The following is a 25,675-nucleotide window of genomic DNA, read 5'->3' as shown; positions in this document are numbered from 1 at the left end:
GAAAAGAGATGGCATTTGACGGACTCTCGTGGTACCGCCTGAACCGGCCGGTCAGCGAGGAGGAGCAGGCTGCCCGCCTCGCAATCGGACAGCCTGCGTCTGACACGGCTAAGGATGAGCGTTCAGTATTCTCGATGAGCGATACTTGCCTAGAGGTCCGAGACGGAAACTATTCGGAGAAGGGCTGGGGGGTCTTTGCGTTTATGTTACCGGGGCTCGGTTCGTTGGCATTCACGGCGGCCCTTCTTTGGATGATGACTCATGTACCTCCTATCTACGAACAGCGGGGACAACTGGGGCTCATTTATGGAGTGCTTGCGTTTTTCTTGTTTGTCGCGCTCGGTTTCTCGGGAATTGGCATTTGGGCATTGACACGCGACTGTTTCAATTACACCTGCAAGCCCGTCCGGTTTAACCGGCGTGACCGGATGATTTACGCATTCAAGCACAATGGCCCTGGCGGGGTTGTATCGGTACCCTGGGATAGCGCCTTCCTGTACGTCGAACGCAAGCCCAGAAGCGGCCCCACGCGCACGGCGCCGCGCGTGGTTCGTTGCCTGGTTCTTGACGACAAGGGGATGGTCAAGGATACATTCTCGATGGGAACGCGAGTTGTCCTGTCGTCCGATGAGGGAAGCGTCGGGGGACAGGAGGTCATGAAAGTCCTCTACCAGGACTTTGAGTTCTACCGGCGATTTATGGAAGAAGGCCCCGCTTCGCTGCCCCCGGTGACCGAGTTCCTGCCGAAGGGAGCCTCCCTGCGCAATTCGCTGAGGTTGAATTTCGACGGCACCTCGGGCCTACTTAAGTCGGGCAATCCGATAGTGTGGCTGGTGGTGGCGGTCGGGGCACTTCCCGCATTCTCTCAATCCCTATTGCATTGGCTCGCCCAACTGACTTGCCGCGAACCGGTATGGCCGGACGATATCGAGCGGGCGTGCAATGCTGCGACGCCGTCCAACGGCCTTACAGCATGAGTCGCCGGTTCATTCGTCAGGGCGATAAGACTGACCGCAACGGGGTTGTGGTTGAGGGTATCGTGGGCACCTCGTTTCAAGGTCAACCTTTCGCATATCTGGGTGCCCCTGTTCTGTGCCCAGCCTGTGGCACGACGGGCGTCATCATAAGCGACGGCTCACCACGTGCAATGACGATGATGGGTAAGCAGGTCGCATTGGAGAACGATTTGTGCCAATGCAAATGTGAGCCACTGCCGAAGCTGGTGGCGTCGCAGACTCTTGGCTCAATAAAGACATGACGGTCCGTCGCTGCCGGTTGCAGGACAACGGGCGTGGTCGTTGAAACGTCTCAACGACGGGCCCGTTGCCGCTCGCGATGAGCTTTACGGTCATTTCCTATCAGCGTGCGAACGACTGAGGGGTTGGCTTGAGAAAGATGTTCGATTTCCGCGCGATAGCCATATAGCTGGTGGAGCGCCAAGGCGATGGCACATGAACGCGAGTAACCTCCTTCGCAGTGGACGACCACCGACACGACTTCGTCAGGCAGGGCCTCAACGAACGCACGAATCGCCTGAGCCTGCCCTGCGGTGAACGCTTCCCCCAGCTTTTCCCGCGCCTTCTCGGAGAGACTCGGACTCAGGAAATCGACGTCCGCGAAGCTCAGGCGAAGCAGATGGGCGAAGCCATCGAGGCTGGCGGGCGGGCGCCCCGGTGCGGTGACCGAGATGATGGCAACCGACGGTAACCGCGGCAGTTTCTCGGCGTCGCGGCGCGACAGCGCAAACACCTGGCGTGCACCGTCCGCCGGTGGCTTGTACAGCTTGCCCAACACCTCCTGCAGTCGCTGGACCATCGGCTGGATGCTAGGAACTCAAGGGTGGATGCACTTCGACTAGCCACTCCCGGATGCGCTGCTGGACTTGCGCGTCGCCAATTCCGCGCTGGGCGTCGAGCAAGACCAGGTGCGAACTCAGGTCGAGGAAATCGGTACTCAGGTGATATGCACCGTAGACTGAGTCGTCAATCGCCAGCCAATTTTTCAGGCGTTTCGCGAACACGTAAGACCTGATGATATAGGTTCGTGCCGACCCGTCCATCAGATACCCAAAGCGCGCCCTGATGCCGCAAGTTGTGTCCACGACCCGTCTGGAGAGCGCACCCGGCAGGTACGAGACGACCTGGTCGAGCGACAGCGTGTCGAGCCAAGATGTCGTCAGGACAATCTGCACGTCCGGATACGGCTCGAGCATCTCCGCCAGAAGCGGCGCATATTCGAACAATGGCTGGCCCGAATCCAGTAATACGTTGCCGTCGGCGTCGAGAACGGCGTGTCCCCGGTGGAGCGTGCCGTCATAGTCGACGAAGAGGGTAGGTGTTGGCTGGTCGAGCACGAGCACGGTGTACCTACTATCACTCACCATAATTGTCGTTCCCGCTATGGCTAGGAAGATTCGAGTCTGGTTTGTGGGATGTGTCGCCGGCTGTGGCGGTCGACAGCAACATGCGGGTACGGTCGACGGTCCAGGCTATCTCGGCATCAGTGAGTTCCCAACCGCTGCGGCGGATAGTCTCGGTGACACACGCTTCAACATTGGACAGCGCCGTCTGCACGGACCATCGCTGCTTCATGATTTCTCGAAACGTTCCGATTTCCATTTGGCGAGCGAAGTCCTCGCACCGCAAATATCGCAACTCGTGGTCGGAAAGGGCCGCGCTACATGTGCTGATTTTGATAAAAACGAACTCTGGCCGTATACGAGGTACGGTGCCAAGGAGGGGGATTCTCGGAAAGTCGTCGGGAACTTGAAGTTGATTCATGAAGGTAACTCCATTGGCATGAAAGGCACGCTATCAATGGCGTTCAACGAGTGTCAACAGGCTTCCGGCGGCTTTTGGCGATATGCAAATTTCGCGTTATACAGAAGCGTTGTTTTTTTGCAGAAAACGATGTGACGAGCGGTTCGGTTGCTGGCGCAACGACAAGGTGAGTGGAATGTACGATGCGGGGGGCGTCGAAATTCTCTCTGCGAAGAATGTCGTGTCAGGCACGAGTGGCGTGCTCAAGCCAACGTCGTAAACAGCTGCTCCGGCCACATGGCTGGCATCAGCGCTCACACGGGCTTCGAGTCATCCACCCCCCCATGGTGTCCAGAGATATGGCGAGACGTAAATCTCGTCGGTTCCGAGGTTTGCCCATCCGCCGCCCGGAAAGCGCTGAAGGCCGATACCTTGGGGCACCAGCGCCTGCAGCCACCGAGGGAGGGCCGCGCGCTCCAGCACCCAGGTGCGGGGCAGTGCATGGTCAGACGCACTTGCCAGCCCCGTTCCGGGGCCGGGGAGCGTGGCTTCGTCCCCACGCCGAGCTTCGGCCACCAGTCGTGCAGAGCCCTCCGGCTTGTGGCCGAACTCGACGCGGCTCCCCCACCAGGTTGACCGCCTGGACCGTGGCTGACGCCCCACTGAGACGGCACCCGGCCGCCTGTCCGCTGTCGCTCCCGGCTTGCGTCCGGGGCGCCGTCTCAGGGGCCCCCTCCACGCGTGGCTCCGCTCAAAATCAAGCACTGCGCCCCTGTGTGATAAGACCCGGGTGCTGTTTGCCGTCTACGTTAATCTGCTCCGACCACCTCAGGGTCTGCGACCTGCATGAGCATTTGTGCGCGCTTCTCTGGGTTGAGGGTGGAGTGCCTTGCGTGTCACACCTCCACTCCTGGCCGCGGGGCCGCAGGCCCTTGTCTGGTGTTCGCGAGAAGATGGCGTGGGGCGGCTCGCGATGGATGAGGGCGAGGCGTACTGCCGGAGGGGAGGGAGCCGCGCAGCGGCGACAGAGCCGCCCGCCGTAACAGCGCACCGCGAGCAAGGCGGCTCCCTTTGATTAAAAAAATACCCTTAAAGAAATCTTTGATTGCCACGTTTGCTGCGGGCCGTGACGCCAAAAACGTCTGCTAAGCGAAGGCAGTTTTGTCAGGTATCCAAACCGTTATGCGTTACCAATTCACCCTGGCAGCGTTACCAATTCCCCCCGGCCCACGTTACCAATTCACCCTAGCTACTCGCGCGACGTGGCCGACCAATGAGGTACGTACCCGGATTCGTCTCGGTTACGGTCCAGCCGATGGCTACCAGCTCTTGCAGTGCCCGGCGTACGGCCATCCTGCGCTTTCGCAGGGCGCTACCGGTCCGAACTCCTGCGTACGCGTATGAACAGAGCGTGTCCAAGCTGACCGGTCGCCTATCCCCTTGGTTGACCCAGTGGAGCCGACCGTGAATGAGATGAGCAACCTCACCGTGAATTCGCCGGACCTCCTTCATGTCCAGCCTCAAGTAGCCTTGGCGTCCGAGGATTGCCGTTGTTCCCAGTGGGCTAATCGAAACGACCAATTCGCCGGTGTGCTTGTCCAGGCGATAGCCACTGACCAACCGGAAAGCCCCCTCGAACTCCGGCCTGCTCACGAGGGCGGTGACATTTGATAGCCGTTGAAGTGACGCCCGCATCTGCCTGCAACCGAAGCCGCCTCGGTCGAAGCCCGCTGTGTCCGCCAAGGAGGCTAGGGTGAATCTGGCCGCTACGGTTCGCTCGTCCTGAGCGTCCCCTTTAAGGTCAAGCGAGGTCCTCAGCGATTGGCCGTCGCGCAGCAACCTCCGGACATTGCGTAGCCCCGCGGTGGCCAAGGCTATTAACCCTTGCAGCACGCGCAAATCGGTGGAGTCCAGCGGTTCAAACCCGACGAAGCGGACGGTGGTATCACCGGCTACGTGCGTGACGTCCAATTTGTCCCTCTTTCGCTCCCCGGGTGCCAAGCTGTGAAAGAGCCCGGGGGCATGGACGATGGGCTGCGCCAGCTTGGCGTGCGTCGGCGCGGTCTGCGTCATGCCACGTTCCCGCCGTTGAGCGATGCAACCAGGCGGTCGATGTCACTGCGCCGCCACGCGGCGATGCGGGGGCCGAGCTTGACCTGGGCCGGGAAGCGGCCAGTTTTGATGCCCTCGTACCACGTCGCACGTGAGACGGGGATGATTTTGAGCACTTCGGGCAGGCGCAGAAGAGAATCTGCAGTAGTCATTGCGCATTTCCATTTCCCCCAGGAGATGAATCCGGAAATGTGACCTCAATATCTCAATGTTCCTCTACCGACGGACTGGGTAGCTCCGCCGACGTCCGGTAGCATCAATTGACGCAAGGGGTGGTATAGAGATGTCGGAGTGCGGTGGCGGGGTGCGCGGCGATGACATTTTTTTATTGCTTCTAGGAAGCAATAGTCATCGCTAATGCTCTCATAGGTTTGAGAGCCGAGACCAGCGCAGAGCATCAATGGCGGGAAAAACTGTGCACAGAACTGTCAACACCTTGAAACTGTGCACGACAAGTTCCGCTTTGCTTTGCCGCTTAGAACCTGCTAATTTCTTGAAAATTAACGGATTTTTTGACTGGTGCCCAGGGCCGGAATCGAACCGGCACGCCTTGCGGCGGGGGATTTTGAGTCCCCTGCGTCTACCAATTTCACCACCTGGGCTTTGATCCTGGCCGCGCATGCGATTGTGCGCGGCGAAACGCGAATTATGGCGGAAAACGGGGCGCCGGGCAAGCTGTCCGGCGCCGTCCGTGCGTTACTGACTCAGGTAGACGAACTGGCCGTGTTTCACGATTCCCATCACGCTCGCGCGTTGATCGAGCCCGACGTGATCCTTGTCGCTGGTGTTGACGACGCCGTTCGGCACGACGAGCTCGTGCGCGCGTTCGAGCTCGCGCCGCAGCGCCGCGCGGAAGGCCGGCGTACCGGGCTGCGCCGCCTTGAGCGCGCGGCCGACCGCGTCGGCGAGGCGCGGGAACACGCCCGCCGCATCGCCCGCGAACTGCGTGACGGTGCCGGCGCCGTATTTCGCCTCGTACGCATCAACGAACGCAAGCGCCGCCTTGCGCGCCGGATGGTCGGCGGGCAGCGTGCGTGCGACGACGACCGGCTGCGTCGGGAACAGCGTCCCGTCGACGTCCTTGCCGCCGAGCTTGATGAATTCAGGCGTCGCGATACCGTGCGTCTGGTAGATGGCGCCCTTGTAGCCGCGCTCGATTAGCGTGCGCTGCGGCAGCACGGCCGGTGTGCCCGAGCCCGCGATCAGGATCGCGTCCGGCTTTGCCGCGATCAGCTTCAGCGACTGGCCGGTGACGCTCGCGTCGGTGCGGTTGAAGCGCTCCGTCGCGATCACGCGGATCTTGCGGACTTCCGCGAAGCGTGTGAATTCATTCAGCCAACTGTCGCCGTAGCTGTCCGCGAAGCCGATGAAGCCGACCGTCTTCACGCCGTGGTTGGCCATGTAGCGCGTCATCACGTCGGCCATCGCGCTGTCGCTCTGCGCCATCTTGAATGCCCAGGTCCGCGCGCCTTCCTGCGGCTCGACGATCGCGCCGGAGCCGACCAGCGTGATCATCGGCGTCTGGGCGGCCGCTACCGCATCGAGCGCCGCGAGCGCGGCCGGCGTGATGTTCGGCCCGACCACGACGTCGACGTGATCCTCGTCGACCAGCTTGCGGATGTTGCGCACGGCGGCGCCCGGGTCGGACGCGTCGTCGAGCACCGTCACCTGCAGCGGCTGCCCGGCGATGGTCTTCGGCCACATCAGGATCGCGTTCTTGCTGGTGATGCCGATCGCGGCCGCGGGGCCGGTCGACGACAGGTCGACGCCGACCTTCAGGTCGGCATGCGCGGCCGCGCAGGCGAGCACGAGAGCGGCGCCTGCGGCGCGGCGCAACAGGGCGGGAAGCGTCATGCGGAGATCTCCGTCGGGCAATAAAAAGGGGCGCGATTTGCGCCCCTGTGTTTATACCTGTCCTTCAAAGCTCGTACGATTCGGATTCGCCCTTGAGCGCCTGTTCGATCAGCTTGCGGTTCAGCGTCGGCGACAGCAGCTCGACGAGCGTATACACATAGCTGCGCAGGTAGGCGCCCTGCTTGAGCGCGACGCGCGTCACGTTGCTGCCGAACAGATGGCCGACCGGAATCAGCCGCAGGTTGCGGTCGCGCTCCGGGTTGAATGCGATGTCGGCCATGATGCCGACGCCGAGGCCGAGCTCGACGTAGGTCTTGATCACGTCGGCGTCGATCGCCTCGAGCACGATGTCCGGCGACAGCCCGCGCAGCGCGAATGCGTGGTTGATCTTCTTGCGGCCGGCGAACGCGTCGTCGTACGTGATCAGCGGATATTGCGCGAGATCGTCCAGCGTGACCGGCTTGCGCTCGAGCAGCGGGTGGTCGGCGGGCACGACCGCCGCGTGATGCCACTGGAAGCAGGGCAACGACACGAGTTCCTTGTAGTCGGCGATCGCCTCGGTCGCGATCGCAAGATCGGCCTGGTCGTGGATCACCATTTCGGCGACCTGCGTCGGGCTGCCCTGCAGGATCGACAGGTGCACCTTCGGGAAGCGCTTCTTGAACTCGGCGATCGCGGCCGGCAGCGAGTAGCGGGCCTGCGTGTGGGTGGCGGCGATCGTCAGGTTGCCCTGATCCTGGGCTGCATAATCTTTTCCGACCCTTTTAAGGCTTTCGACTTCCTGCAGGATCCGCTCGACCGACGCGAGGATGATCCGGCCCGGCTCGGTGAGCGAGCGCACGCGCTTGCCGTGCCGCGTGAAGATCTCCACGCCCAGTTCGTCCTCGAGCTCGATGATCGCCTTCGACACCCCCGGTTGCGACGTGTAGAGCGCCTTGGCGGCCTCGGTGAGGTTGAAATTCTGCCGGACGGCCTCGCGCACGAAGCGAAATTGGTGCAGGTTCATTTATAACCCTTCCGCATATCAACAGAATTTTTTAGTCGTTTGAAATATAAGGCGAGTTTATTACGATTCACCGGAGTTTTTCAAATATGGATATCTGTTTTCGTCATTAGCAATCCAGCCGGGCAGCGGAAGGCCTGCGATGGCGGCGGAATGGAGATCCGGGCGCGACGTGGCTAGGACGTCGCGCGGTCACCACGAAAACCCTGGGGTCCCCGAATGTATCAGTACGACCAGTACGACCAGACGATCGTCGACGAGCGAGTCGCGCAGTACCGCGATCAGGTGCGCCGCCGCCTGTCGGGTGAGTTGAGCGAGGACGAGTTCCGTCCGCTGCGCCTGCAGAACGGCCTGTACATGCAGCGCCACGCGTACATGCACCGCATCGCGATTCCGTACGGCAACCTGCGCAGCGACCAACTGCGCATGCTGGCGCGCATCGCGCGCGAACACGACCGCGGCTACGGCCATTTCTCCACGCGCTCGAACATCCAGTTCAACTGGGTCCAGCTCGAGGAAACGCCCGAGATCCTCGCAAAGCTCGCGTCGGTGCAGATGCACGCGATCCAGACGTCGGGCAACTGCATTCGCAACATCACGGCCGACCAGTTCGCCGGCGTCGCGCAAGACGAGGAGATCGATCCGCGTCCGTGGTCGGAAATCCTGCGCCAGTGGTCGACGTTCCATCCCGAATTTGCATGGCTGCCGCGCAAGTTCAAGATCGCGGTGTCCGGCTCGAAGCACGATCGCGCGGCCGTGCAGATCCACGACCTCGGCGTGTACCTGAAGAAGAACGCGCAGGGCGAAGTGGTGGCCAGCATCCTCGCGGGCGGCGGCCTCGGCCGCACGCCGATCGTCGGCGCGGTGATCAAGGAAGACCTGCCGTGGCAGCACCTGCTGACCTACTGCGAAGCCGTGCTGCGCGTATATAACCGCTACGGCCGCCGCGACAACCTGTACAAGGCGCGTATCAAGATCCTCGTGAAGGCGCTGTCGCCCGCGAAGTTCGCGCAGCAGGTCGAGGAAGAGTGGCAGCACCTGAAGGACGGCCCGTCGACGCTCACGCAGGCGGAAGTCGACCGCGTGTCGCAGTTCTTCAAGCCGCCCGTCTACGAGAAGCTCGCCGACACCGACGCGTCGTTCGAACAGCACCTGCTCGAGAACAAGGCGTTCGCGCGCTGGGTCGAGCGCAACGTCGCGCCGCACAAGGTGCCGGGTTATGCCGCCGTCACGCTGTCGCTGAAGGATCACCGCGTGGCCCCGGGCGACGCGACCGATGCGCAGATGGACCTCGTAGCCGACTGGGCCGACGCATACTCGTTCGGCGAACTGCGCGTGTCGCACGAGCAGAACCTGATTCTCGCGAACGTGAAGAAGCGCGACCTGTTCGCGTTGTGGGAAAAGGCGAAGGCGGCCGGTTTCGCGACGCCGAACATCGGCCTGCTGACCGACATCATCGCGTGCCCGGGCGGCGACTTCTGCTCGCTCGCGAACGCGAAGTCGATCCCGATCGCGCTGGCGATCCAGCAGCGTTTCGACGATCTCGACTACGTGTACGACCTGGGCGACCTGTCGCTGAACATTTCCGGTTGCATGAACTCGTGCGGCCACCATCACGTCGGCAACATCGGCATCCTCGGCGTCGACAAGGACGGCGCCGAGTGGTACCAGGTGTCGCTCGGCGGCGAGCAGGGCACGGGCCGCAACGGCGCGCGCCTCGGCCGCGTGATCGGGCCGTCGTTCTCCGCGGAGGAAGTGCCGGACGTGATCGCGAAGCTGATCGACACGTTCGTCGAGTCGCGCATCGACGGCGAGCGCTTCATCGACACGTACGACCGCATCGGCATCGCGCCGTTCAAGGAGCGCGTGTATGCGGCGCGCCAGGCAGTGAACGCGTAACCAACCGGGTAGAAGGAATTTGCAGATGGCTTCGATTATCAAGAACCGCGCAGTGATCGACGACGCATGGCAGGTCGTGCGCGCGTCGGAAGACGGTGCGCTGCCCACGGTCGACGCGTTGCCGGCCGGCAAGGTGCTGGTGCCGTTCGCGCTGTGGCAGGCCGAGCGCGCGGCGCTCGTCGCCGCGAAGACGAAGGACGAACTCGGCGTGTGGCTCGCGCCGGACAGCGAGCCGGCCGATCTCGTGGCCGACTTCGGCGCGATCTCGCTGATCGCCGTCGATTTCCCGCGCTTCGCGGACGGCCGCGGCTACAGCATTGCGCGCCTGCTGCGCGAGCGTCACGGCTGGACGGGCGAGCTGCGCGCGATCGGCGACGTGCTGCGCGACCAGCTGCTGTACATGTCGCGTTGCGGCTTCGACGCGTTCGCGGTTCGTGCCGACAAGGACATCCGCGACGCGCTGAATGCGTTCGGCGAATTCACGCAGCGTTACCAGGGCGCGTTCGACGAGCCGGCACCGCTGTTCCGCCGCCGCGACGCCGCCGCCGACGCGAAGGTGAGCGCATGAGCACCGCGACCGCACTCACGCCCGAACTCGCCGCGAAGGTCGAGCGCCTCGACGCGCTGCTCGCGCAGATCGGCGCACGCCACGAGAAGGTGAAGTTGGCGAGCAGCCTCGCCGCGGAAGACATGCTGCTCACGCACGCGATCCTCTCGAAGGGCGTGTCGATCGGCATCTTCTCGCTGAACACCGGCCGCCTGCACGCGGAAACGCTGGGCATGATCGACCGCGTGCGCGAGCGCTACGGCTACGAGATCGAGCAGTTTCACCCGCGCCAGGACGCGGTCGACCAGTACGTCGCCGAGCATGGCCTGAACGCGTTCTACGAAAGCGTCGAGCTGCGCAAGTCGTGCTGCCACATCCGCAAGGTCGAGCCGCTGAACCGCGCGCTGGCCGACGTCGGCGCATGGGTCACGGGCCAGCGCCGCGAGCAGTCGGTCACGCGTGCGGAGCTGCACGAGGAAGAGCGGGACGAAGCGCGCGGAATCGCGAAGTACAACCCGCTCGCCGACTGGACGGAAGCCGACGTGTGGGCGTACCTGAAGGCGTTCGACGTGCCGGTCAACCCGCTGCATGCGCGCGGCTACCCGAGCATCGGCTGCGAGCCGTGCACGCGCGCGATCCGCCCCGGCGAGGACAGCCGCGCGGGCCGCTGGTGGTGGGAATCGCGCGACACGAAGGAATGCGGGCTGCACATCACGATCACGCCGATTCCCGCGAATGCCGAAGCCGGCGCCGCGCACTGAAAGCCGACAAGAAACCGAATATTGCGTCGCCCGCGCGAGCGGGCGGCACGAACCCAGAAGAGAAGGACTGAAATCATGAGCACGACGCTCGAGCAATCCGCCTTTGCCCCGCCCACCGGTGCCGACAGCCGCATGGGCCACCTCGACTGGCTCGAAGCCGAGTCGATCCACATCCTGCGCGAACTCGTTGCCGAATGCAGCAAGCCGGCGCTGTTGTTCTCGGGCGGCAAGGACTCGGTCGTCGTGCTGCACCTCGCGCTGAAGGCGTTCGGCCTCGGCGCGAACCGCAAGACGACGCTGCCGTTCCCGCTCGTGCACATCGACACGGGCCACAACTACGAGGAAGTGATCGACTTCCGCGATCGCCGCGCGCAGGAGCTCGGCGCCGAGCTGGTGGTCGGCCACGTCGAGGATTCGATCAAGCGCGGCACGGTCGTGCTGCGCCGCGAAACCGATTCGCGCAACGCCGCGCAGGCCGTCACGCTGCTCGAGACGATCGAACAGCACGGCTACACGGCGCTGATCGGCGGCGCGCGCCGCGACGAAGAGAAGGCACGCGCGAAGGAACGGATCTTCTCGTTCCGCGACGAATTCGGCCAGTGGGATCCGAAGGCGCAGCGCCCGGAATTGTGGAGCCTGTACAACGCACGCCTGCACAACGGCGAGCACCTGCGCGTGTTCCCGATCTCGAACTGGACCGAGCTCGACGTGTGGCAGTACATCGCGCGCGAGAACCTCGAACTGCCGTCGATCTACTACGCGCACCAGCGCGAGATCGTGCGCCGCAACGGCCTGCTCGTGCCGGTCACGCCGCTCACGCCGATGCGTGACGGCGAGACGAGCGAGCTCGCGCAGGTGCGCTTCCGCACGGTCGGCGACATCAGCTGCACGTGCCCGGTCGAGAGCGACGCGGACGACGTCGAGAAGATCATCGCCGAGACGGCGGTGACCGAGATCACCGAACGCGGCGCGACCCGGATGGACGACCAGGCGTCCGAAGCCGCGATGGAACAGCGCAAGAAGCAAGGTTATTTCTGAAGCACACGAGGACATTCACATCATGAGCATCATCGAGAACACCGAAGACCTCGGCGTGTTGCGCTTCATCACCGCGGGCAGCGTCGACGACGGCAAGAGCACGCTGATCGGCCGCCTGCTGTACGACAGCAAGGCCGTGCTGTCCGACCAGCTGTCCGCGCTGTCGCGCGCGAAGAACAAGCGCACGGTCGGCGACGAGATCGACCTCGCGCTGCTGACGGACGGTCTCGAAGCCGAGCGCGAGCAGGGCATCACGATCGACGTCGCGTACCGCTACTTCGCGACCGCGAAGCGCAAGTTCATCATCGCCGATACGCCGGGCCACGAGCAGTACACGCGCAACATGGTGACGGGCGCATCGACCGCGCACGCGGCGATCATTCTGGTCGATGCGACGCGCGTGACGGTCGAGAACGGCGTCGCGCAACTGCTGCCGCAAACGAAGCGCCACAGCGCGATCGTGAAGCTGCTCGCGTTGCAGCACGTGATCGTCGCGATCAACAAGATGGACCTCGTCGACTACAGCGAAGCGCGCTTCAACGAGATCCGCGACGCATACGTCGCGCTCGCGAAGCAGCTCGGCCTGAAGGACGTGCGGTTCGTGCCGGTGTCGGCGCTGAAGGGCGACAACATCGTCGGCGCGAGCGAGCGCATGCCGTGGTACGCGGGCGAGCCGCTGCTCGACGTGCTCGAATCGCTGCCGGTCGAGACGCAGGCGCATGACGCGCTGCGTTTCCCGGTCCAGTGGGTCGCACGCCAGGACGGCAGCTCGGCCGACGATTTCCGCGGCTACATGGGCCGGATCGAATCGGGCGAAGTGAAGGTCGGCGACGAAATCGTCGTGCTGCCGTCGAACCGCACCGCGACGGTCGCCGAGATCATCGCGCCGGTGCCCGGCGGCACCGCGTCGGTTGCGCATGCGTTCGCGGGCCAGACGGTGACGATCCGTCTCGAAGAGGACGTCGACGTGTCGCGCGGCGACATGTTCGTCACGACCGCCGAGACGGTCGCGCCGGCGAAGAAGCTCGAGGCGGACCTGTGCTGGTTCGACGAGACGCCGCTGTCGCCGCAGCGCAAGTACCTGCTGAAGCAGACCACGAGCACGGTGTTCGCGAAGATCGGCGCGGTCAAGGAAGTGCTCGACGTGCATACGCTGTCGCACGCGACCGACCGTCAGGAACTGAAGATGAACGACATCGGCCGCGTGGCGCTGACGCTGCAGAAGCCGATCGTGTGCGACACGTACGACGCGCACCCGGGCACGGGCGCATTCGTGCTGATCGACGAGGCGACGCATCACACGGTCGCCGCCGGCATGATCCGGGCGTTCTCGGCGTAACCGGCGTTCTGCGCCGCCCATGCGGGCGGCGCGCGCCGGTCGCCGTCCACGAGCAGGACAAGCGAAGCGACAAACATGGGCAAGGTGTATCTGATCGGAGCGGGGCCGGGCGCCGCGGACCTCATCACGGTGCGTGGCGCGCGGCTGCTCGAGCAAGCCGACGTCGTGCTGCACGACGCGCTCGTCGAGCCGGCGATGCTCGACTATGCACCGAACGCGCGGAAGATCGCGGTCGGCAAGCGCTGCGGGCAGCGTTCGACCGCGCAGCACTTCATCAACAAGCAGATCGTCGATGCGGCGCGCGAGCACGCGTGCGTGGTGCGCCTGAAGGGCGGCGATCCGATGCTGTTCGGTCGTGCCGAAGAGGAAATGCGCGCGCTCGAGGCGGCCGGCATCGAATACGAAGTGGTGCCGGGCATCACCGCGGCGCTGGCCGGCGCGGCGACGCTGAAGCGCTCGCTGACGTTGCGCGGCGTGTCGCGCAGCGTCGCTTTCGCGACGCACAGCCGCGCGCCGGGCAGCGACGAGATTCGCGAGGCCGCGCGCGCCGATTCGATCGTGTACTACATGGGTCGCGACAGCGCGCCGGGCATCGCCCGCGAACTGATCGACGCGGGCCGCGCGCCGGCGACGCCCGTCGCGATCGTCGAAGCGTGCAGCACCGCGCGCGAACGCACGCTGACGCTCACGCTCGCGCAGATGGCGGCGGGCGACGCGCAGGCGTGGCTCGACCCGGCGGAGCCGAGCCTGCTGATGATCGGCGATGCATTCGCCGAACGCGTGCGTCACGTGAAAGAGGGCGATGCGTTGCAGGACGCCGCTTGAGTCGATCGCGCGGTTCGCAGACGAAAAAAAGCGCTGGCTTCCGAAGCCAGCGCTTTTTTGTTTGGGCTCGCCGCTTCAGCCGGCGATTCGCTTACGCGTCGCGGCCGATCTGGTCGATGCAGTAGCGCGCGATCGCATCGAGCACGCCGTCGTCTTCCCCGACGGCCGTCGCGCAACGGATCTCGATGCCCGGATGCGCGGCGCGGCACGCGTCGACGAGCTGCGGCAGGTCGCGGCGCACATGCCCGCCCTGACCGAAGAACACGGGCACCACGGTGATGCGCGTGCAGCCGGCTGCGACCTGCGCGGCAACGGCCGTATCGAGCGACGGCGTCATCAGTTCGAGAAACGCGAGCGACACGTGCGGGGAAGCGGAGCCGGCCCCGCGCAGCCGCGCGGCGAGCCGCTCGAACGGCTCGGCCCAGCGCGGATCGCGTGCGCCGTGGCCGAACAGGACGATGCCGTGCGAACTCATGTCGAAGCCTCCGTCGTGACGGCGCTCAGTGCCGGTCGACCCACTTGAGCGCGAACAGGCCGAGCGCGAGATAGATGAGGCCCGGTGTCGCAGCGGTCAGCGGCGCGGGCCACGTGTTCAGCGTGCCGATGTGCGAGAACAGCGTGTTGAGCAGCTGGAAGCTCATGCCGAGCATGATGCCGCCGAACACCTTCACGCCGACCACGCCGGCACGCGTATGCAGGTACGCGAACGGCAGCGACAGCACGAGCATCACGAACACCGCAAACGGGTAGAGCAGCTTGCGCCACAGTGCGATGTCGTAGCGCTGCGTGTCCTGCTGGTTTTCGCGCAAGTGCTGGATGTAGCGGAACAGGTTGATGATCGACATCCGTTCCGGCGACACGAGCAGCACCGACAGGATCTGCGGCGTCAGGTCCGAGCGCAGCCGGTATTCGGGCAGCGTCACCTGCTGCGACCGGTACACGGGGTTCAGCGCGTCCGCCGGTTCACCGCTGACCGGCTTGATCGGCGTCAGTTCGGTTTCCGTCACGCCCTTGAGCAGCCAGTGGCCGGGCGGCTCGTAGCGGCCCGTTTGCGCGATCCGCACGTTCTGCAACTGGAATTTCGAGTCGAATTCGTAGATGCGCACGTTGCTGATCGTCGAATCGGGCGACAGGCTGCCGACGTTGACGAAGCGCGTGACCTGCTCGCCGTTCTCGCGGGCCGCGAGCGTGTCCTTCACCCACACGCCGGACTGGAAGTTCGACGACACCGACGCGCCGAGCGCCTGCAGCCGCACGCGTTCGGACAGCTGATCGGCGTACGGGCCGACGAATTCGCCGATCAGGTAGGTGACGATCACGAGCGGCACGCCGATCTTCAGCAGCGAGCGCAGCGCCTGGTTGGTCGCGAGGCCCGACACGCGGAAGATCGTGAATTCCGAGTTCGCGGCCATCTGCGCGAACACGTAGATCGCGCTGATCAGCGCCGCGACCGGGATGATCTCGTAGAAGCGCGACGGCGTCTGCAGCGCGACGCGCAGCACCGCGTAGCCGAACTTGTAGTTGCCGTGCCCGACCGAATTCAGTTCGCTGATCAGGTCGAAGAAGAAGAACAGGCCCGAGAACGCGAACAGGATGAAGACGAACGTGACGTAGATCTGCCGCGCGAAGTATTTTTCATAGAGCCGCATCGATCATGCTCCCGAGCGGCCGAACAGCGCGCGTGTAAACAGCGGACGATTGCGCACGCGCAACCAGAAGATGAACGCGACGATCGCCGCGACGATCAGGTGCAGGCCGACGAGGCCGACGCCGAACGACATCTTGCCCTGCTCGATCTGCGCCTGCACGACGTTCAGCAGGTTCGAATACGTGAGGTAGATCAGCACGGCCATCACGAGGTTGATCGTGCGGCTGCGGCGCGGGTTCTGGTACGACAGCGGAATGCCGAGCACCATCAGGTTGATCGCGATCAGCGGCAGCCCCGCGCGCCACGCGAATTCCGCGAGATTGTCGCGCGTCGGGTTGCGCAGCAGGTCGGGCGTCGGCGTGCTGTTGGTGGTCGGCACGTTGGTGACCGGCGTGCTCGTGATCTTCACGCCGTAGCGCTGGAACTCCATGATCTTGAAGTTCGGCTGGCCGGGCGTGCCGTCGTAGCGGCGGCCGTCCTCCAGCACGACGAAGCGATCGCCGTCCTTCGTTTCCGTGTGGCCCGTGTGCGACACCACGACGTTGACCTTGCCGTTCTCGGTGGACGTGACGAACACGTTCTGCACCTTGCTCTGGTCCGGCGACATCTTCTCGATGAAGAACACGCGATGGTTCGCGGCCGATTCGCGGAACTGGCCGGGCGCGAGCAGCGAGATCTCGTCGCGCTGCTGGAAGCGCGCCTTGATCATCTTGCTCTGCTGGTTCGACCACGGCCAGCCGACGAAAGCGAAGAATGCGATCAGCAGGACGATCGGCGTGGCGAACACGCCGATCGGCTTGATCAGGCGCGTTAGGCTCACGCCCGAGGCGAGCCACACGACCATTTCGGAGTCCCGGTACCACCGGGTCAGCACGAACAGGATCGACACGAACAGCGTGACGACGAGCATCACGGCGAGATAGCCGATCACGGTCAGGCCGATCAGCACGAGCACGTCGCGCGGATCGATTTCGCCGGACGCGGCATAGCCGACGATGCGGATCATCATCGTCGTGAGCATGATCGTGAGCAGCACCATGAACACGGCGCCAGCCGTATACGCAAGCTCGCGCTGGAGGGAGCGTTCGAAGATCATTCTTGATGAGAAGAGGGCGGGAGGCTGCGCACGCGTGGTGGAGCGCTCGCGCCGCCACGGGAAAAATAGCGGATAATTGCGGCTTTCATCCTTAGCCCAGATTTTATCCGAGGACAAGCGCGATGGACTTTAGCATAAAAGGCTGTGATTGGAGCAAAGGCGAGGCCAAGGGGTTCCTGACCGGGAAGTCCGACTGCATCGTGCTCGGCATCTTCGAGGCGCAGACTCTCTCGGGCGCGGCGCTCGACATCGACACGGCCACCAAGGGGCTGATCTCGCGCGTGGTGAAGGCCGGCGACATGGACGGCAAGCGCGGCAAGACGCTGTTCCTGCACGAAGTATCGGGCATCGGCGCATCGCGCGTGCTGCTCGTCGGTCTCGGCAAGCAGGATGCTTTCAATCAGAAAGCCTACAACGACGCGGCGACGGCCGCTTGGCGCGCGCTGCTGGCGACCAAGGTCGTCCAGGTCACGTTCACGCTCGCGCAGCTGCCGGTCGACGAGCGCGGCTCCGACTGGGGCGTGCGCGCGGCGATTCTCGCGCTGCGCAATGAAACCTACCGCTTCACGCAGATGAAGAGCAAGCCGGAACCGGCGTCGCACACGCTCAAGCGTGTCGTGTTCAGCGTCGATCCGGCCGATGAAAAGGCGGCGAAGCTGGCGGTCAAGCAGGCCGTCGCGCTGGCGAACGGGATGGACCTTACGCGCGACCTCGGCAACCTGCCGGGCAACGTGTGCACGCCGACCTATCTCGGCAACACCGCGAAGAAGATCGCGAAGGATTGGGGTCTGAAGGTCGAGGTGCTCGGCCTGAAGCAGATTCAGGCGCTCAAGATGGGCTCGTTCCTGTCGGTCGCGCGCGCGTCGGTCGAGCCGCCGCAATTCATCGTGCTGCATTACCAGGGCGCCGCCGCGAAGGCCGCGCCGGTCGTGCTGGTCGGCAAGGGCATCACGTTCGACACGGGCGGCATCTCGCTGAAGCCGGGCGAGGCCATGGACGAGATGAAGTACGACATGTGCGGCGCGGGCTCGGTGCTCGGCACGATGCGTGCGGTTGCCGAAATGGGCCTGAAGATCAACGTCGTCGCGATCGTGCCGACCTGCGAGAACATGCCGGGCGGCAACGCGACGAAGCCGGGCGATATCGTCACCAGCATGAAGGGGTTGACGATCGAGGTGCTCAACACCGACGCCGAAGGCCGCCTGATCCTGTGCGACGCGCTCACTTATGCCGAACGCTTCAAGCCGGCCGCGGTGATCGACGTGGCGACGCTGACGGGTGCCTGCGTGATCGCGCTCGGCGCGCACAACAGCGGGCTGTTCTCGAAGGACGACGCGCTCGCGGGCGAACTGCTCGACGCGTCGCGCGAAGCGAACGATCCGGCGTGGCGCATGCCGCTCGACGACGAATACCAGGATCAGTTGAAGTCGAACTTCGCGGACATCGCGAACATCGGCGGGCGTCCGGCCGGCGCCGTGACGGCGGCGTGCTTCCTGTCGCGCTTCACGGAAAGCTATCCGTGGGCGCACCTGGACATCGCCGGCACCGCGTGGAAGGGCGGCGCGGCGAAGGGCGCGACCGGCCGTCCGGTGCCGCTGCTCGCGCAGTTCCTGATCGATCGCGCCGGCCAGTGATGGCGGGTCTCACGACGATGCGGGTGCGCGGGCAATGACGCGGATCGATTTTCATTCGAACGTCGGCGATTCGCTCGCGTACGCGTGCCGGCTGCTGCGCAAGGCCTACCAGGCGGGGCAGCCGGTCGTCGTGCTCGCGGAGCCCGCGCGCCTGCGCGCGCTCGACGAGCGGCTCTGGACGTTCTCGCCGCTCGATTTCATTCCGCACTGCGGCGTCGACAGCGCGCACGCGGCCGACACGCCGATCGTGCTGACCGCGGATCTCGACCAGGTGCCGCATCATCACGTGCTGCTGAACCTCGGCGCGGCCGTGCCCGCGCAGTTCGCCCGCTTCGAGCGCCTGCTCGAGGTGGTCGGCAATGCGCCGGACGAGCTGGCCGCGGGCCGCGAGCGCTACCGCTTCTACCGCGATCGCGGATACGCGCTGAACAACTACAAGCAAGGCAGCTAGCCGAAACCGTCGACGGAGCGTCCCCGTGACACAAGCCGAATCCTCTTCGATTCCGACGCTGACCGACGTGCTGGTGCCCGGCAAGCCGGTGCCGGCGCGTTCGTCCGCGACCGATGCGCCGCCGCGCGACGATGCCGCCGTGCCGGTGCTGACCGACGTGGTTGCGCCAGGCCATTCAGCCGGGGCATCCGCCGCGCCGGAATTCCAAGGAACCGACCCCGAATACGTGACGATCGAGCCGGTGCCGACGCCTGACGTCCCGGCGGTCGAACTGCCGGGCGACAGCGATGCGCCGGCACAACCCGGTGCGGCCGGGCACGTCGTTGCCGAGGAGTCGGCCGCGGCGCAGGCGCCGTTGCGCTCCGCGCTGATGGGTGACGAAGGTCGCCAGGCCGTTGCCCCGACGCCGCGCGATGCGGGTGAAGCGATGCCTTCTCACACGGTCGCAGTGAGTGACGACGCGCTGGCCACCGATCATCTTGCACACGCAGCGCACGCGGAGTCGCAGTCGATCGCCGCGCTGACGCCGCAGGACGCGCAACATGTCGCCGAGCGTCTGCGCAACCGGCTGACGAATTATCTGACCGGGGAAGGGCGCGAGGCCATCGAGGCCCGCTGCCGCGAGGCGCTGCACGACCATACGGCGTGGCTCGTCGGCCAGATCACGCGCGAGGTGGCGCTGGCGCTTGAAACCGAAGTGATGGAGTGGGTTCGCGACGCGATCGACGAAGAGATCGCTCGCCGCCGGACCACGCATTCAGGCTGAGTGCACGGCGGATTTCGCATGCTGGCGCCGCGGGCGCGGCTCCGTCTTCGTTGCGAACGATCCACGATCCGGTTGCAACGACCGGCATGGAATCGTGTCGGCGCGCGCATCGCACGGTGCGCGTGCGCGCCTCTTTATCGAGTTCAGCGCAACGACAGCACCCACTGCGCAAGCGTGTGCGCTTCGACGCTCGTCAACTGCGTGTTGGCGGGCATCGGCACGCCGCCCCACAACCCGACGCTGCCCTTCACGATCGATTGCGCGAGGTAATCGGCGGCATCGGCGCGTGCGCCATACTTGCCGGCGATGTCGTGGAACGACGGGCCCATCAGCGGCTTGCCGACCGCATGGCAGGCCATGCAGTTCTTGCGCTGCGCGAGCATGAGCCCGTCGGCGGCCGGGTCGGCGTGCGCCGTCGCCGCGCTGCCCGTCAGCAGCGCCACGAGCAGCGCGCGCGATATCGTCTGTTTCATGCGGTTCTCCGCCGGCAGGAACGGCCGGCTTCACGGTCCGCGCATTATAAAAGCAAAGGGAAAGCGCGTTTTGCGCGTTCCCCCGGCGGCCGTGCGCAATGGGGTCGCATGACACGCGCGCCGCATCAGCCGGTGACGGCCCCCTTGTTTGCCGGGCGGGCCAGCGCCGCATACTTCGCGAGCACGCCGCGCGTGTAGCGCGGGGCAGGTTGCTTCCACGCGGCGCGCCGGCGGGCGAGTTCGGCATCGTCGACATTCAATTGCAGCAGCAGCCGGTGCGCATCGATCGTGATCGAGTCGCCTTCCTGCACCAGCGCGATCGTGCCGCCGACGAAGGCCTCGGGCGCGACGTGCCCGACGACCATCCCCCACGTGCCGCCCGAGAAGCGTCCGTCGGTGATGAAGCCGACCGATTCACCGAGGCCCTTGCCGATGATCGCCGACGTCGGCGCGAGCATTTCCGGCATGCCGGGACCGCCCTGCGGGCCGAGATAGCGCAACACCAGCACGTCGCCCGCGCGGATCCGGTCGCCGAGGATCGCGTCCATCGCGCTTTGCTCGTCGTCGAACACGCGCGCCGGGCCCGTGATCACCGGATTCTTCAGGCCGGTGATCTTCGCGACCGCACCGTCTTCAGCAAGATTGCCCTTCAGGATCGCGAGATGCCCTTCCTTGTACAGCGCGCGATCGATCGGGAAGATCACCTTCTGGTCCGCGCGCGGCACGCCCGGCACGTCCTTCAGCTCCTCGGCGATCGTGCGGCCGGTGATCGTCATGCACTCGCCGTGCAGCAGCCCCGCATCGAGCAGGATCCGCAGCACCTGCGGGATGCCGCCGGCCTGGTGCAGGTCGGTCGCGACGTACTGGCCCGACGGTTTCAGGTCGCAGATCACCGGCACGCGCTTGCGGATGCGCTCGAAGTCGTCGATCGTCCAGTCGACCTCGGCGGCGTGCGCGATCGCGAGATAGTGCAGGACCGCGTTGGTCGAGCCGCCGGTCGCCATGATCAGCGACACCGCGTTCTCGATCGATTCGCGCGTAATGATGTCGCGCGGCTTCAGGTCGCGCTTCACGGCCTCGACCAGCACGCGCGCCGATTCGGCGGCCGAGTCGACCTTCTCCTGATCGGGGTTCGCCATCGTCGACGAATACATCAGCGACATGCCCAGCGCCTCGAACGACGAGCTCATCGTGTTCGCGGTGTACATCCCGCCGCACGATCCGGACGTCGGGCACGCATTCTTCTCGACCCCTTCGAAATCTTCCTGCGACATCCGGCCCGCGGTGAACTCGCCGACCGCCTCGAACGACGACACGATCGTCAGGTCCCGGCCCTTCCAGTGGCCCGGCCGGATCGTGCCGCCGTACACGTAGATGCCCGGCACGTTCAGGCGCGCGAGTGCGATCATCCCGCCCGGCATGTTCTTGTCGCAGCCGCCGACCACCATCACGCCGTCCATCCACTGGCCCTGCACGCAGGTCTCGATGCAGTCGGCGATCACCTCGCGCGACACGAGCGAGTACTTCATGCCTTCGGTGCCCATCGACATGCCGTCCGAGATCGTCGGCGTGCCGAAGATCTGCGGGTTCGCATCGGCGGCCTTCACCGCCGCGACCGCCGCGTCCGAGAGCCGCTGCAGGCCCGAGTTGCACGGCGTGATCGTCGAGTGGCCGTTCGCGATGCCGATCATCGGCTTGTCGAAATCCTCCTTCTGGTAGCCGAGGGCGTAATACATCGAGCGATTCGGCGAACGGGCCACACCTTGCGTGATGTGCTTCGAGCGACGGTTGTACGGCATGGGGGACTCCATCGTTGTATGGCGACGCCCGCGAACGGCGCGCCGGTTCGGATCAATCAAGAATGGCGTTTCCGGTTTGTGATGTCCAATATATTATTTGTGGCCTATTGAGTCGTTTTTCGAATGAGTGAAACATGGCCGACCCGACACCCGATCTGCGCCAGTGGCGCTATTTCGTGACCGTCGCCGACGAGCGCCATTTCGGCCGCGCGGCCGAGCGCCTGTCGATGACGCAGCCGCCGCTGTCGCAAGCGATTCGGGCGCTGGAGGACGCGCTCGGCGTCGCGCTGTTCGCGCGTACCAAGCGCTCGGTCGCGCTGACGGCGGTCGGTGCGGCGCTGTTGCCCGACGTGCGCCGGCTGCTCGCGGCGGCCGATGCGCTGCCGCCGCTCGCGCGGCGTCTCGCGCGCGGCGAAGCCGGCTCGCTGTCGCTCGCGTTCGTGTCGACCGCCGACTACGGGCTGCTGCCGTCGCTGCTGCGCGCGTTCGGCGCACGCTATCCGCAGGTGCGGCTGCAGCTCGCGGAGGCGACGAGCGACGTGCAGATCGACGAACTCGTCGCGGGCCGCATCGACGCGGGGCTCGTGATTCCGCCGGTGCCGCCGCGCCACGCGGCCGCGCTGTCGTACCTGCCGGTCGTGCGCGAGCCGCTGGTGGTCGCGATGCCGGCGGCCGCGGCGCCCGGCGTAGCCGAAGACGAACCGGTGCATCTGGCCGAGCTGGCCGCGCTGCCGCTCGTCATCTTCCCGCGCCGTTTGGCGCCCGGCTTTTATGACATCATTACGGGCTGCTACGGCGCGGCGGGGGAAACCCCGCGCATCGGCCAGGAGGCGATCCAGATGCAGACGATCGTCAGCCTCGTGTCGGCCGGCATGGGCGTCGCACTGGTGCCGCAGTCGTTGCGTAACCTGCGGCGCACCGGCGTGGTCTACCGGCCGCTCGCCGGCGACGCGCCGGTGGTCGAGACGGGCCTCGTGTGGCGCACGGGCGATGTCAGCCCGGTGCTCGCCGGTTTCATCGACGTCGTGCGCGCGCACGGTCTCGCCGCATGATGCGAACGATGGCGCGCGGGCGCCGTCCAACGCGCGGTGCGGCGCCGGTGCGAGCGCCGTACCGCATTCGAAAACTTCATCGCTAATCCATGATCATTCACCCGAATTTCGACCCCGTAGCGATCCATCTCGGGCCGCTGGCCGTGCGCTGGTATGGCCTCATGTATCTCGTCGGCTTCATCGCGGCGATCGTAGTCGGCCGGATCCGCCTGAAGTGGCCGCACGTCGCGGCGCAGGGCTGGACCGCGAAGGACATCGACGACATGATGTTCTACGGCGTGCTCGGCACCGTGCTCGGCGGCCGGCTCGGCTACGTGCTGTTCTACAAGGCCGACTTCTACTTCTCGCATCCGCTCGACGTGTTCAAGGTGTGGGAAGGCGGGATGTCGTTCCACGGCGGCTTCCTCGGCGTGACGCTCGCGATGGTGCTGTTCGCGTGGCAGCGCAAGCGCCACTGGCTGCAGGTCACTGATTTCGTCGCGCCGATGGTGCCGACCGGGCTCGCGGCCGGCCGGCTCGGCAACTTCATCAACGGCGAGCTGTGGGGCCGTGTGACCGATCCGAATGCGCCGTGGGCGATGTTGTTCCCGGGCGCGATGCGCGACGACGCGGCGTGGCTGCCGCAGCATCCGGCGCTCGTCGAGAAGTGGCACCTGGCCGACGTGTTCATGCAGTACCAGATGCTGCCGCGCCATCCTTCGCAGCTCTACGAAATCGCGCTCGAAGGCATTGCGCTGTTCTTCGTGCTGTTCTTCTTCTCGCGCAAGCCGCGCCCGATGGGCGCGATATCCGCGTTGTTCCTGATCGGCTACGGGCTCGCGCGCTTCACGGTCGAATTCGCGCGCGAACCGGACGACTTCCTCGGCCTGCTCGCCCTCGGCCTTTCGATGGGGCAGTGGCTGTCGCTGCCGATGATTCTCGCGGGCATCGCGCTGCTGGTGTGGGCGTATCGCCGCCGCGAGGCGAGCGCGGTTGCGTAATGTCGAGGCGTCATGCGGTTGCGTCGTGCGAGAGCCGTGCGATGCATGACGCGTGACGCATGACGCGATATCGATGCGCACGTTCGGCGTGCGCATCGCCCGCAGGATCCCGAACGAAAAACGCCGGCCCGAAGGCCGGCGTTCTTGCATCTGCCGCGTGTTGCGCGTCGTGCGTTACTTCATCTGCACCGAGCCGTTGACGGTGACCGACACCGTCGCCTTGCCGCCTTCGACCGAGATCGGCGCGCTCATCTTCGCGCTGTCCATCGGTGCCGCGGCCATCGCCATCATGCGCGGGTACGGCTGCACGTTGCGGCTGCCGCCGACGTTCACGTCGCGGATCGAGTAGCTGTTGTAGCCGAAGGCCTTCGCGGCTTCGTCGGCGCGCGCGCGGAACGACTTGATCGCTTCGGTCGTGAGCTTCTGCTCCGCTGCGCGCTGTGCTTCGGGCGACAGCGAGAACTCGACGTTCGCGACCTGCATCTGGTTCGACAGCTGGCCCGCGAGCTTCGACGCCGCCGAGAAGTCGCGCGATTCGAGCACGACCTCGGTACGGCCGCGCCACGCGGAGATCTTGCCGTCGCGATCGGTGCTCGGATACACGGAGAACGCGCCGGTGCGCGCGGTGACGCCCGATACACCCTTCGCCTGCGCGAGCGCTGCGTCTGCCCGCTGGTTCAGCGCGGACGTCAGGCTGCCCGGGTCCTTCGCCTGCTGTTCGTAGAACAGCGTGATGTGAATGATGTCCTGCGGCACGTCGGCGCTCGCCTGCGACGACAGCGACAGCACGCCCGCCGGTTCCGGAAAGTGCGGGTTGGCGGTCTGCGCGTGCGCGGCCGGCGACGCGAGCGTCAGCGCGACGGGCACGGCGGCGGCGAGTGCGAGCGATAGCGCGAGTGCGGATTTCTTGGTCATTGTTGGACTCCTTGTGCGAGGGCGCGCATGCGGATCTCGCGTGCGCGACGCGGGCGTACCGCGCGACGAAAAAACGGCCGTCGTCCCGATCGGGCGACAGCGGTTGCTTAGGCTGCGCGAATGCAGCGCGAGTTCCGTGGCTGCGGCGTGTATTGACCGGATTTGACCTTTTGCGCGTGTCCGGCACGCGTGCGCGTACTGCGCGCGCACATTGCGTACGCCTACTTCATCAGCTTTTCGGTGATGAAGCGCCATTCGGCGCGCGTGACGGGCGTGATCGACAGCCGGTTGCCGCGCGCAAGCACGCGCATGTCGGCGAGTTCGTCATGCTCGCGCAGCGCGGCGAGCGGCACGAGCGGCGATTTCTTCACGAAGCGCACGTCGACGAGCAGCCAGCGCGGTGTTTCCTGCGTCGACTTCGGATCGTAATACGGGCTTTTCGGATCGAACTGCGTCGGGTCGGGGTAGGGCGTCGACGAGACTTCGGCGAGGCCGGCAATGCCCGGCTCGGGGCAGCTCGAGTGATAGAACAGCACGCCGTCGCCGATCTTCATCGTGTCGCGCATGAAATTGCGCGCCTGATAGTTGCGCACGCCGGTCCAGGGCAGCGATTGCTGCGGCGCGTTCGCGAGATCGTCGATGCTTGCTTCGTCCGGTTCGGACTTCATCAGCCAGTATTGCATGGATCGTAATCGACGCAGACAGGGCATGAAGGCCTGCCTGC

Annotated in this window: 27 protein-coding genes and 1 tRNA gene; 13 read left to right on the top strand and 15 right to left on the bottom strand. The window is 65.3% G+C overall.

The window, feature by feature from the left end; genetic code table 11:
• The first annotated feature begins 8 nt into the window (after positions 1 to 8).
• Entirely contained in the window at positions 9 to 977 is a 969-nt protein-coding gene (locus WS51_RS32700; RefSeq protein ID WP_060304584.1) for a DUF6708 domain-containing protein, read from the top strand.
• Entirely contained in the window at positions 974 to 1,258 is a 285-nt protein-coding gene (locus WS51_RS31360) for a PAAR domain-containing protein (RefSeq protein ID WP_081085724.1), read from the top strand. Before WS51_RS32700 ends, WS51_RS31360 begins: the two co-directional genes overlap by 4 nt.
• 50 nt (positions 1,259 to 1,308) lie before the next feature.
• On the opposite strand, the gene WS51_RS22695 is transcribed toward WS51_RS31360, so the two are convergent.
• From WS51_RS22695 to WS51_RS22665, 8 genes are all read right to left on the bottom strand, one after another.
• Entirely contained in the window at positions 1,309 to 1,815 is a 507-nt protein-coding gene (locus WS51_RS22695; RefSeq protein ID WP_060304580.1) for a protein-tyrosine phosphatase family protein, read from the bottom strand.
• Between the two features lie 10 nt (positions 1,816 to 1,825).
• Positions 1,826 to 2,359: an HAD domain-containing protein gene (locus WS51_RS22690; RefSeq protein WP_236872374.1), complete on the bottom strand. Its 534-nt coding sequence runs from the start codon at positions 2,357 to 2,359 to the stop codon at positions 1,826 to 1,828.
• 13 nt (positions 2,360 to 2,372) lie between these two features.
• Complete coding sequence (locus WS51_RS32180; RefSeq protein ID WP_060304574.1) at positions 2,373 to 2,780, bottom strand: hypothetical protein; 408 nt, start codon at positions 2,778 to 2,780, stop codon at positions 2,373 to 2,375.
• 1,224 nt (positions 2,781 to 4,004) lie between these two features.
• A complete protein-coding gene (gene repC / locus WS51_RS22685) occupies positions 4,005 to 4,832 on the bottom strand; it encodes a replication protein C, IncQ-type (RefSeq protein ID WP_063808378.1) in 828 nt (275 codons plus the stop codon).
• Positions 4,829 to 5,023, bottom strand: a complete 195-nt coding sequence (locus WS51_RS22680; RefSeq protein WP_060304570.1) for a helix-turn-helix transcriptional regulator — start codon at positions 5,021 to 5,023, stop codon at positions 4,829 to 4,831. The genes repC and WS51_RS22680 overlap by 4 nt, the downstream gene beginning before the upstream one ends.
• Before the next feature lie 365 nt (positions 5,024 to 5,388).
• Positions 5,389 to 5,473, bottom strand: a tRNA-Leu gene (locus tag WS51_RS22675).
• Positions 5,474 to 5,567: 94 nt separating this feature from the next.
• Complete coding sequence (locus tag WS51_RS22670) at positions 5,568 to 6,725, bottom strand: ABC transporter substrate-binding protein (RefSeq protein ID WP_059508177.1); 1,158 nt, start codon at positions 6,723 to 6,725, stop codon at positions 5,568 to 5,570.
• Between the two features lie 64 nt (positions 6,726 to 6,789).
• The gene (locus WS51_RS22665) at positions 6,790 to 7,731 is read right to left on the bottom strand and encodes a CysB family HTH-type transcriptional regulator (protein ID WP_009689198.1); all 942 of its coding nucleotides are present in this window, start codon (positions 7,729 to 7,731) and stop codon (positions 6,790 to 6,792) included.
• A gap of 216 nt (positions 7,732 to 7,947) precedes the next feature.
• Here WS51_RS22665 and WS51_RS22660 point away from each other — a divergent pair, with 216 nt between their 5' ends.
• The 6 genes from WS51_RS22660 to cobA all read left to right on the top strand — a co-directional run bounded on the left by WS51_RS22660 (position 7,948) and on the right by cobA (position 14,137).
• Positions 7,948 to 9,627 carry a nitrite/sulfite reductase gene (locus WS51_RS22660; protein WP_059508179.1) on the top strand — a complete coding sequence of 560 codons (1,680 nt, stop codon included), beginning with the start codon at positions 7,948 to 7,950 and terminating at the stop codon, positions 9,625 to 9,627.
• A gap of 25 nt (positions 9,628 to 9,652) precedes the next feature.
• The gene (locus tag WS51_RS22655; protein ID WP_059450971.1) at positions 9,653 to 10,195 is read left to right on the top strand and encodes a DUF934 domain-containing protein; all 543 of its coding nucleotides are present in this window, start codon (positions 9,653 to 9,655) and stop codon (positions 10,193 to 10,195) included.
• Positions 10,192 to 10,935, top strand: a complete 744-nt coding sequence (locus WS51_RS22650) for a phosphoadenylyl-sulfate reductase (protein ID WP_059508181.1) — start codon at positions 10,192 to 10,194, stop codon at positions 10,933 to 10,935. Before WS51_RS22655 ends, WS51_RS22650 begins: the two co-directional genes overlap by 4 nt.
• Positions 10,936 to 11,010: 75 nt before the next feature.
• On the top strand, positions 11,011 to 11,973 hold the full coding sequence (cysD, locus tag WS51_RS22645; RefSeq protein ID WP_059450973.1) for a sulfate adenylyltransferase subunit CysD: 963 nt from the start codon (positions 11,011 to 11,013) through the stop codon (positions 11,971 to 11,973).
• A 22-nt stretch (positions 11,974 to 11,995) separates the two neighbouring features.
• Positions 11,996 to 13,312 carry a sulfate adenylyltransferase subunit 1 gene (locus WS51_RS22640; protein WP_059450974.1) on the top strand — a complete coding sequence of 439 codons (1,317 nt, stop codon included), beginning with the start codon at positions 11,996 to 11,998 and terminating at the stop codon, positions 13,310 to 13,312.
• Positions 13,313 to 13,387: 75 nt separating this feature from the next.
• Entirely contained in the window at positions 13,388 to 14,137 is a 750-nt protein-coding gene (cobA, locus tag WS51_RS22635) for a uroporphyrinogen-III C-methyltransferase (protein WP_059450975.1), read from the top strand.
• Positions 14,138 to 14,228: 91 nt separating this feature from the next.
• Here cobA and WS51_RS22630 read toward each other — a convergent pair whose 3' ends face one another.
• From WS51_RS22630 to lptF, 3 genes are read right to left on the bottom strand one after another with little or no spacing between them, the layout of a single operon-like run.
• On the bottom strand, positions 14,229 to 14,612 hold the full coding sequence (locus WS51_RS22630) for a sirohydrochlorin chelatase (protein WP_069229802.1): 384 nt from the start codon (positions 14,610 to 14,612) through the stop codon (positions 14,229 to 14,231).
• A 25-nt stretch (positions 14,613 to 14,637) separates the two neighbouring features.
• The gene (gene lptG, locus WS51_RS22625) at positions 14,638 to 15,786 is read right to left on the bottom strand and encodes an LPS export ABC transporter permease LptG (RefSeq protein WP_059450977.1); all 1,149 of its coding nucleotides are present in this window, start codon (positions 15,784 to 15,786) and stop codon (positions 14,638 to 14,640) included.
• Positions 15,787 to 15,789: 3 nt separating this feature from the next.
• A complete protein-coding gene (gene lptF / locus WS51_RS22620; RefSeq protein ID WP_059450978.1) occupies positions 15,790 to 16,881 on the bottom strand; it encodes an LPS export ABC transporter permease LptF in 1,092 nt (363 codons plus the stop codon).
• 122 nt (positions 16,882 to 17,003) lie between these two features.
• On the opposite strand from lptF, the gene WS51_RS22615 reads away from it, so the two are divergent.
• From WS51_RS22615 to WS51_RS22605, 3 genes are read left to right on the top strand one after another with little or no spacing between them, the layout of a single operon-like run.
• On the top strand, positions 17,004 to 18,515 hold the full coding sequence (locus WS51_RS22615) for a leucyl aminopeptidase (RefSeq protein WP_059450979.1): 1,512 nt from the start codon (positions 17,004 to 17,006) through the stop codon (positions 18,513 to 18,515).
• A 34-nt stretch (positions 18,516 to 18,549) separates the two neighbouring features.
• Entirely contained in the window at positions 18,550 to 18,966 is a 417-nt protein-coding gene (locus WS51_RS22610) for a DNA polymerase III subunit chi (RefSeq protein WP_059508182.1), read from the top strand.
• A 25-nt stretch (positions 18,967 to 18,991) separates the two neighbouring features.
• Positions 18,992 to 19,732 carry a DUF2486 family protein gene (locus tag WS51_RS22605; RefSeq protein ID WP_060296108.1) on the top strand — a complete coding sequence of 247 codons (741 nt, stop codon included), beginning with the start codon at positions 18,992 to 18,994 and terminating at the stop codon, positions 19,730 to 19,732.
• A 143-nt stretch (positions 19,733 to 19,875) separates the two neighbouring features.
• On the opposite strand, the gene WS51_RS22600 is transcribed toward WS51_RS22605, so the two are convergent.
• A complete protein-coding gene (locus tag WS51_RS22600) occupies positions 19,876 to 20,205 on the bottom strand; it encodes a c-type cytochrome (protein WP_059450982.1) in 330 nt (109 codons plus the stop codon).
• A 125-nt stretch (positions 20,206 to 20,330) separates the two neighbouring features.
• Complete coding sequence (gene ilvD, locus WS51_RS22595) at positions 20,331 to 22,004, bottom strand: dihydroxy-acid dehydratase (RefSeq protein WP_069229801.1); 1,674 nt, start codon at positions 22,002 to 22,004, stop codon at positions 20,331 to 20,333.
• Between the two features lie 134 nt (positions 22,005 to 22,138).
• Here ilvD and WS51_RS22590 point away from each other — a divergent pair, with 134 nt between their 5' ends.
• Both WS51_RS22590 and lgt read left to right on the top strand, forming a co-directional pair.
• Complete coding sequence (locus tag WS51_RS22590; RefSeq protein ID WP_059508184.1) at positions 22,139 to 23,056, top strand: LysR family transcriptional regulator; 918 nt, start codon at positions 22,139 to 22,141, stop codon at positions 23,054 to 23,056.
• 89 nt (positions 23,057 to 23,145) lie between these two features.
• Complete coding sequence (lgt, locus tag WS51_RS22585; protein ID WP_069229800.1) at positions 23,146 to 24,036, top strand: prolipoprotein diacylglyceryl transferase; 891 nt, start codon at positions 23,146 to 23,148, stop codon at positions 24,034 to 24,036.
• Between the two features lie 174 nt (positions 24,037 to 24,210).
• Here lgt and WS51_RS22580 read toward each other — a convergent pair whose 3' ends face one another.
• On the bottom strand, positions 24,211 to 24,951 hold the full coding sequence (locus WS51_RS22580; RefSeq protein WP_059450986.1) for an SIMPL domain-containing protein: 741 nt from the start codon (positions 24,949 to 24,951) through the stop codon (positions 24,211 to 24,213).
• Between the two features lie 221 nt (positions 24,952 to 25,172).
• Entirely contained in the window at positions 25,173 to 25,634 is a 462-nt protein-coding gene (locus WS51_RS22575; protein WP_060329201.1) for an EVE domain-containing protein, read from the bottom strand.
• Positions 25,635 to 25,675 lie beyond the last annotated feature (41 nt).

The organism is Burkholderia territorii (assembly GCF_001718335.1).
GTDB classification, from domain to species: domain Bacteria; phylum Pseudomonadota; class Gammaproteobacteria; order Burkholderiales; family Burkholderiaceae; genus Burkholderia; species Burkholderia territorii.
Note: the sequence above shows the minus strand (reverse complement) of the source record. Positions and strands in the feature narration are given on the sequence as shown.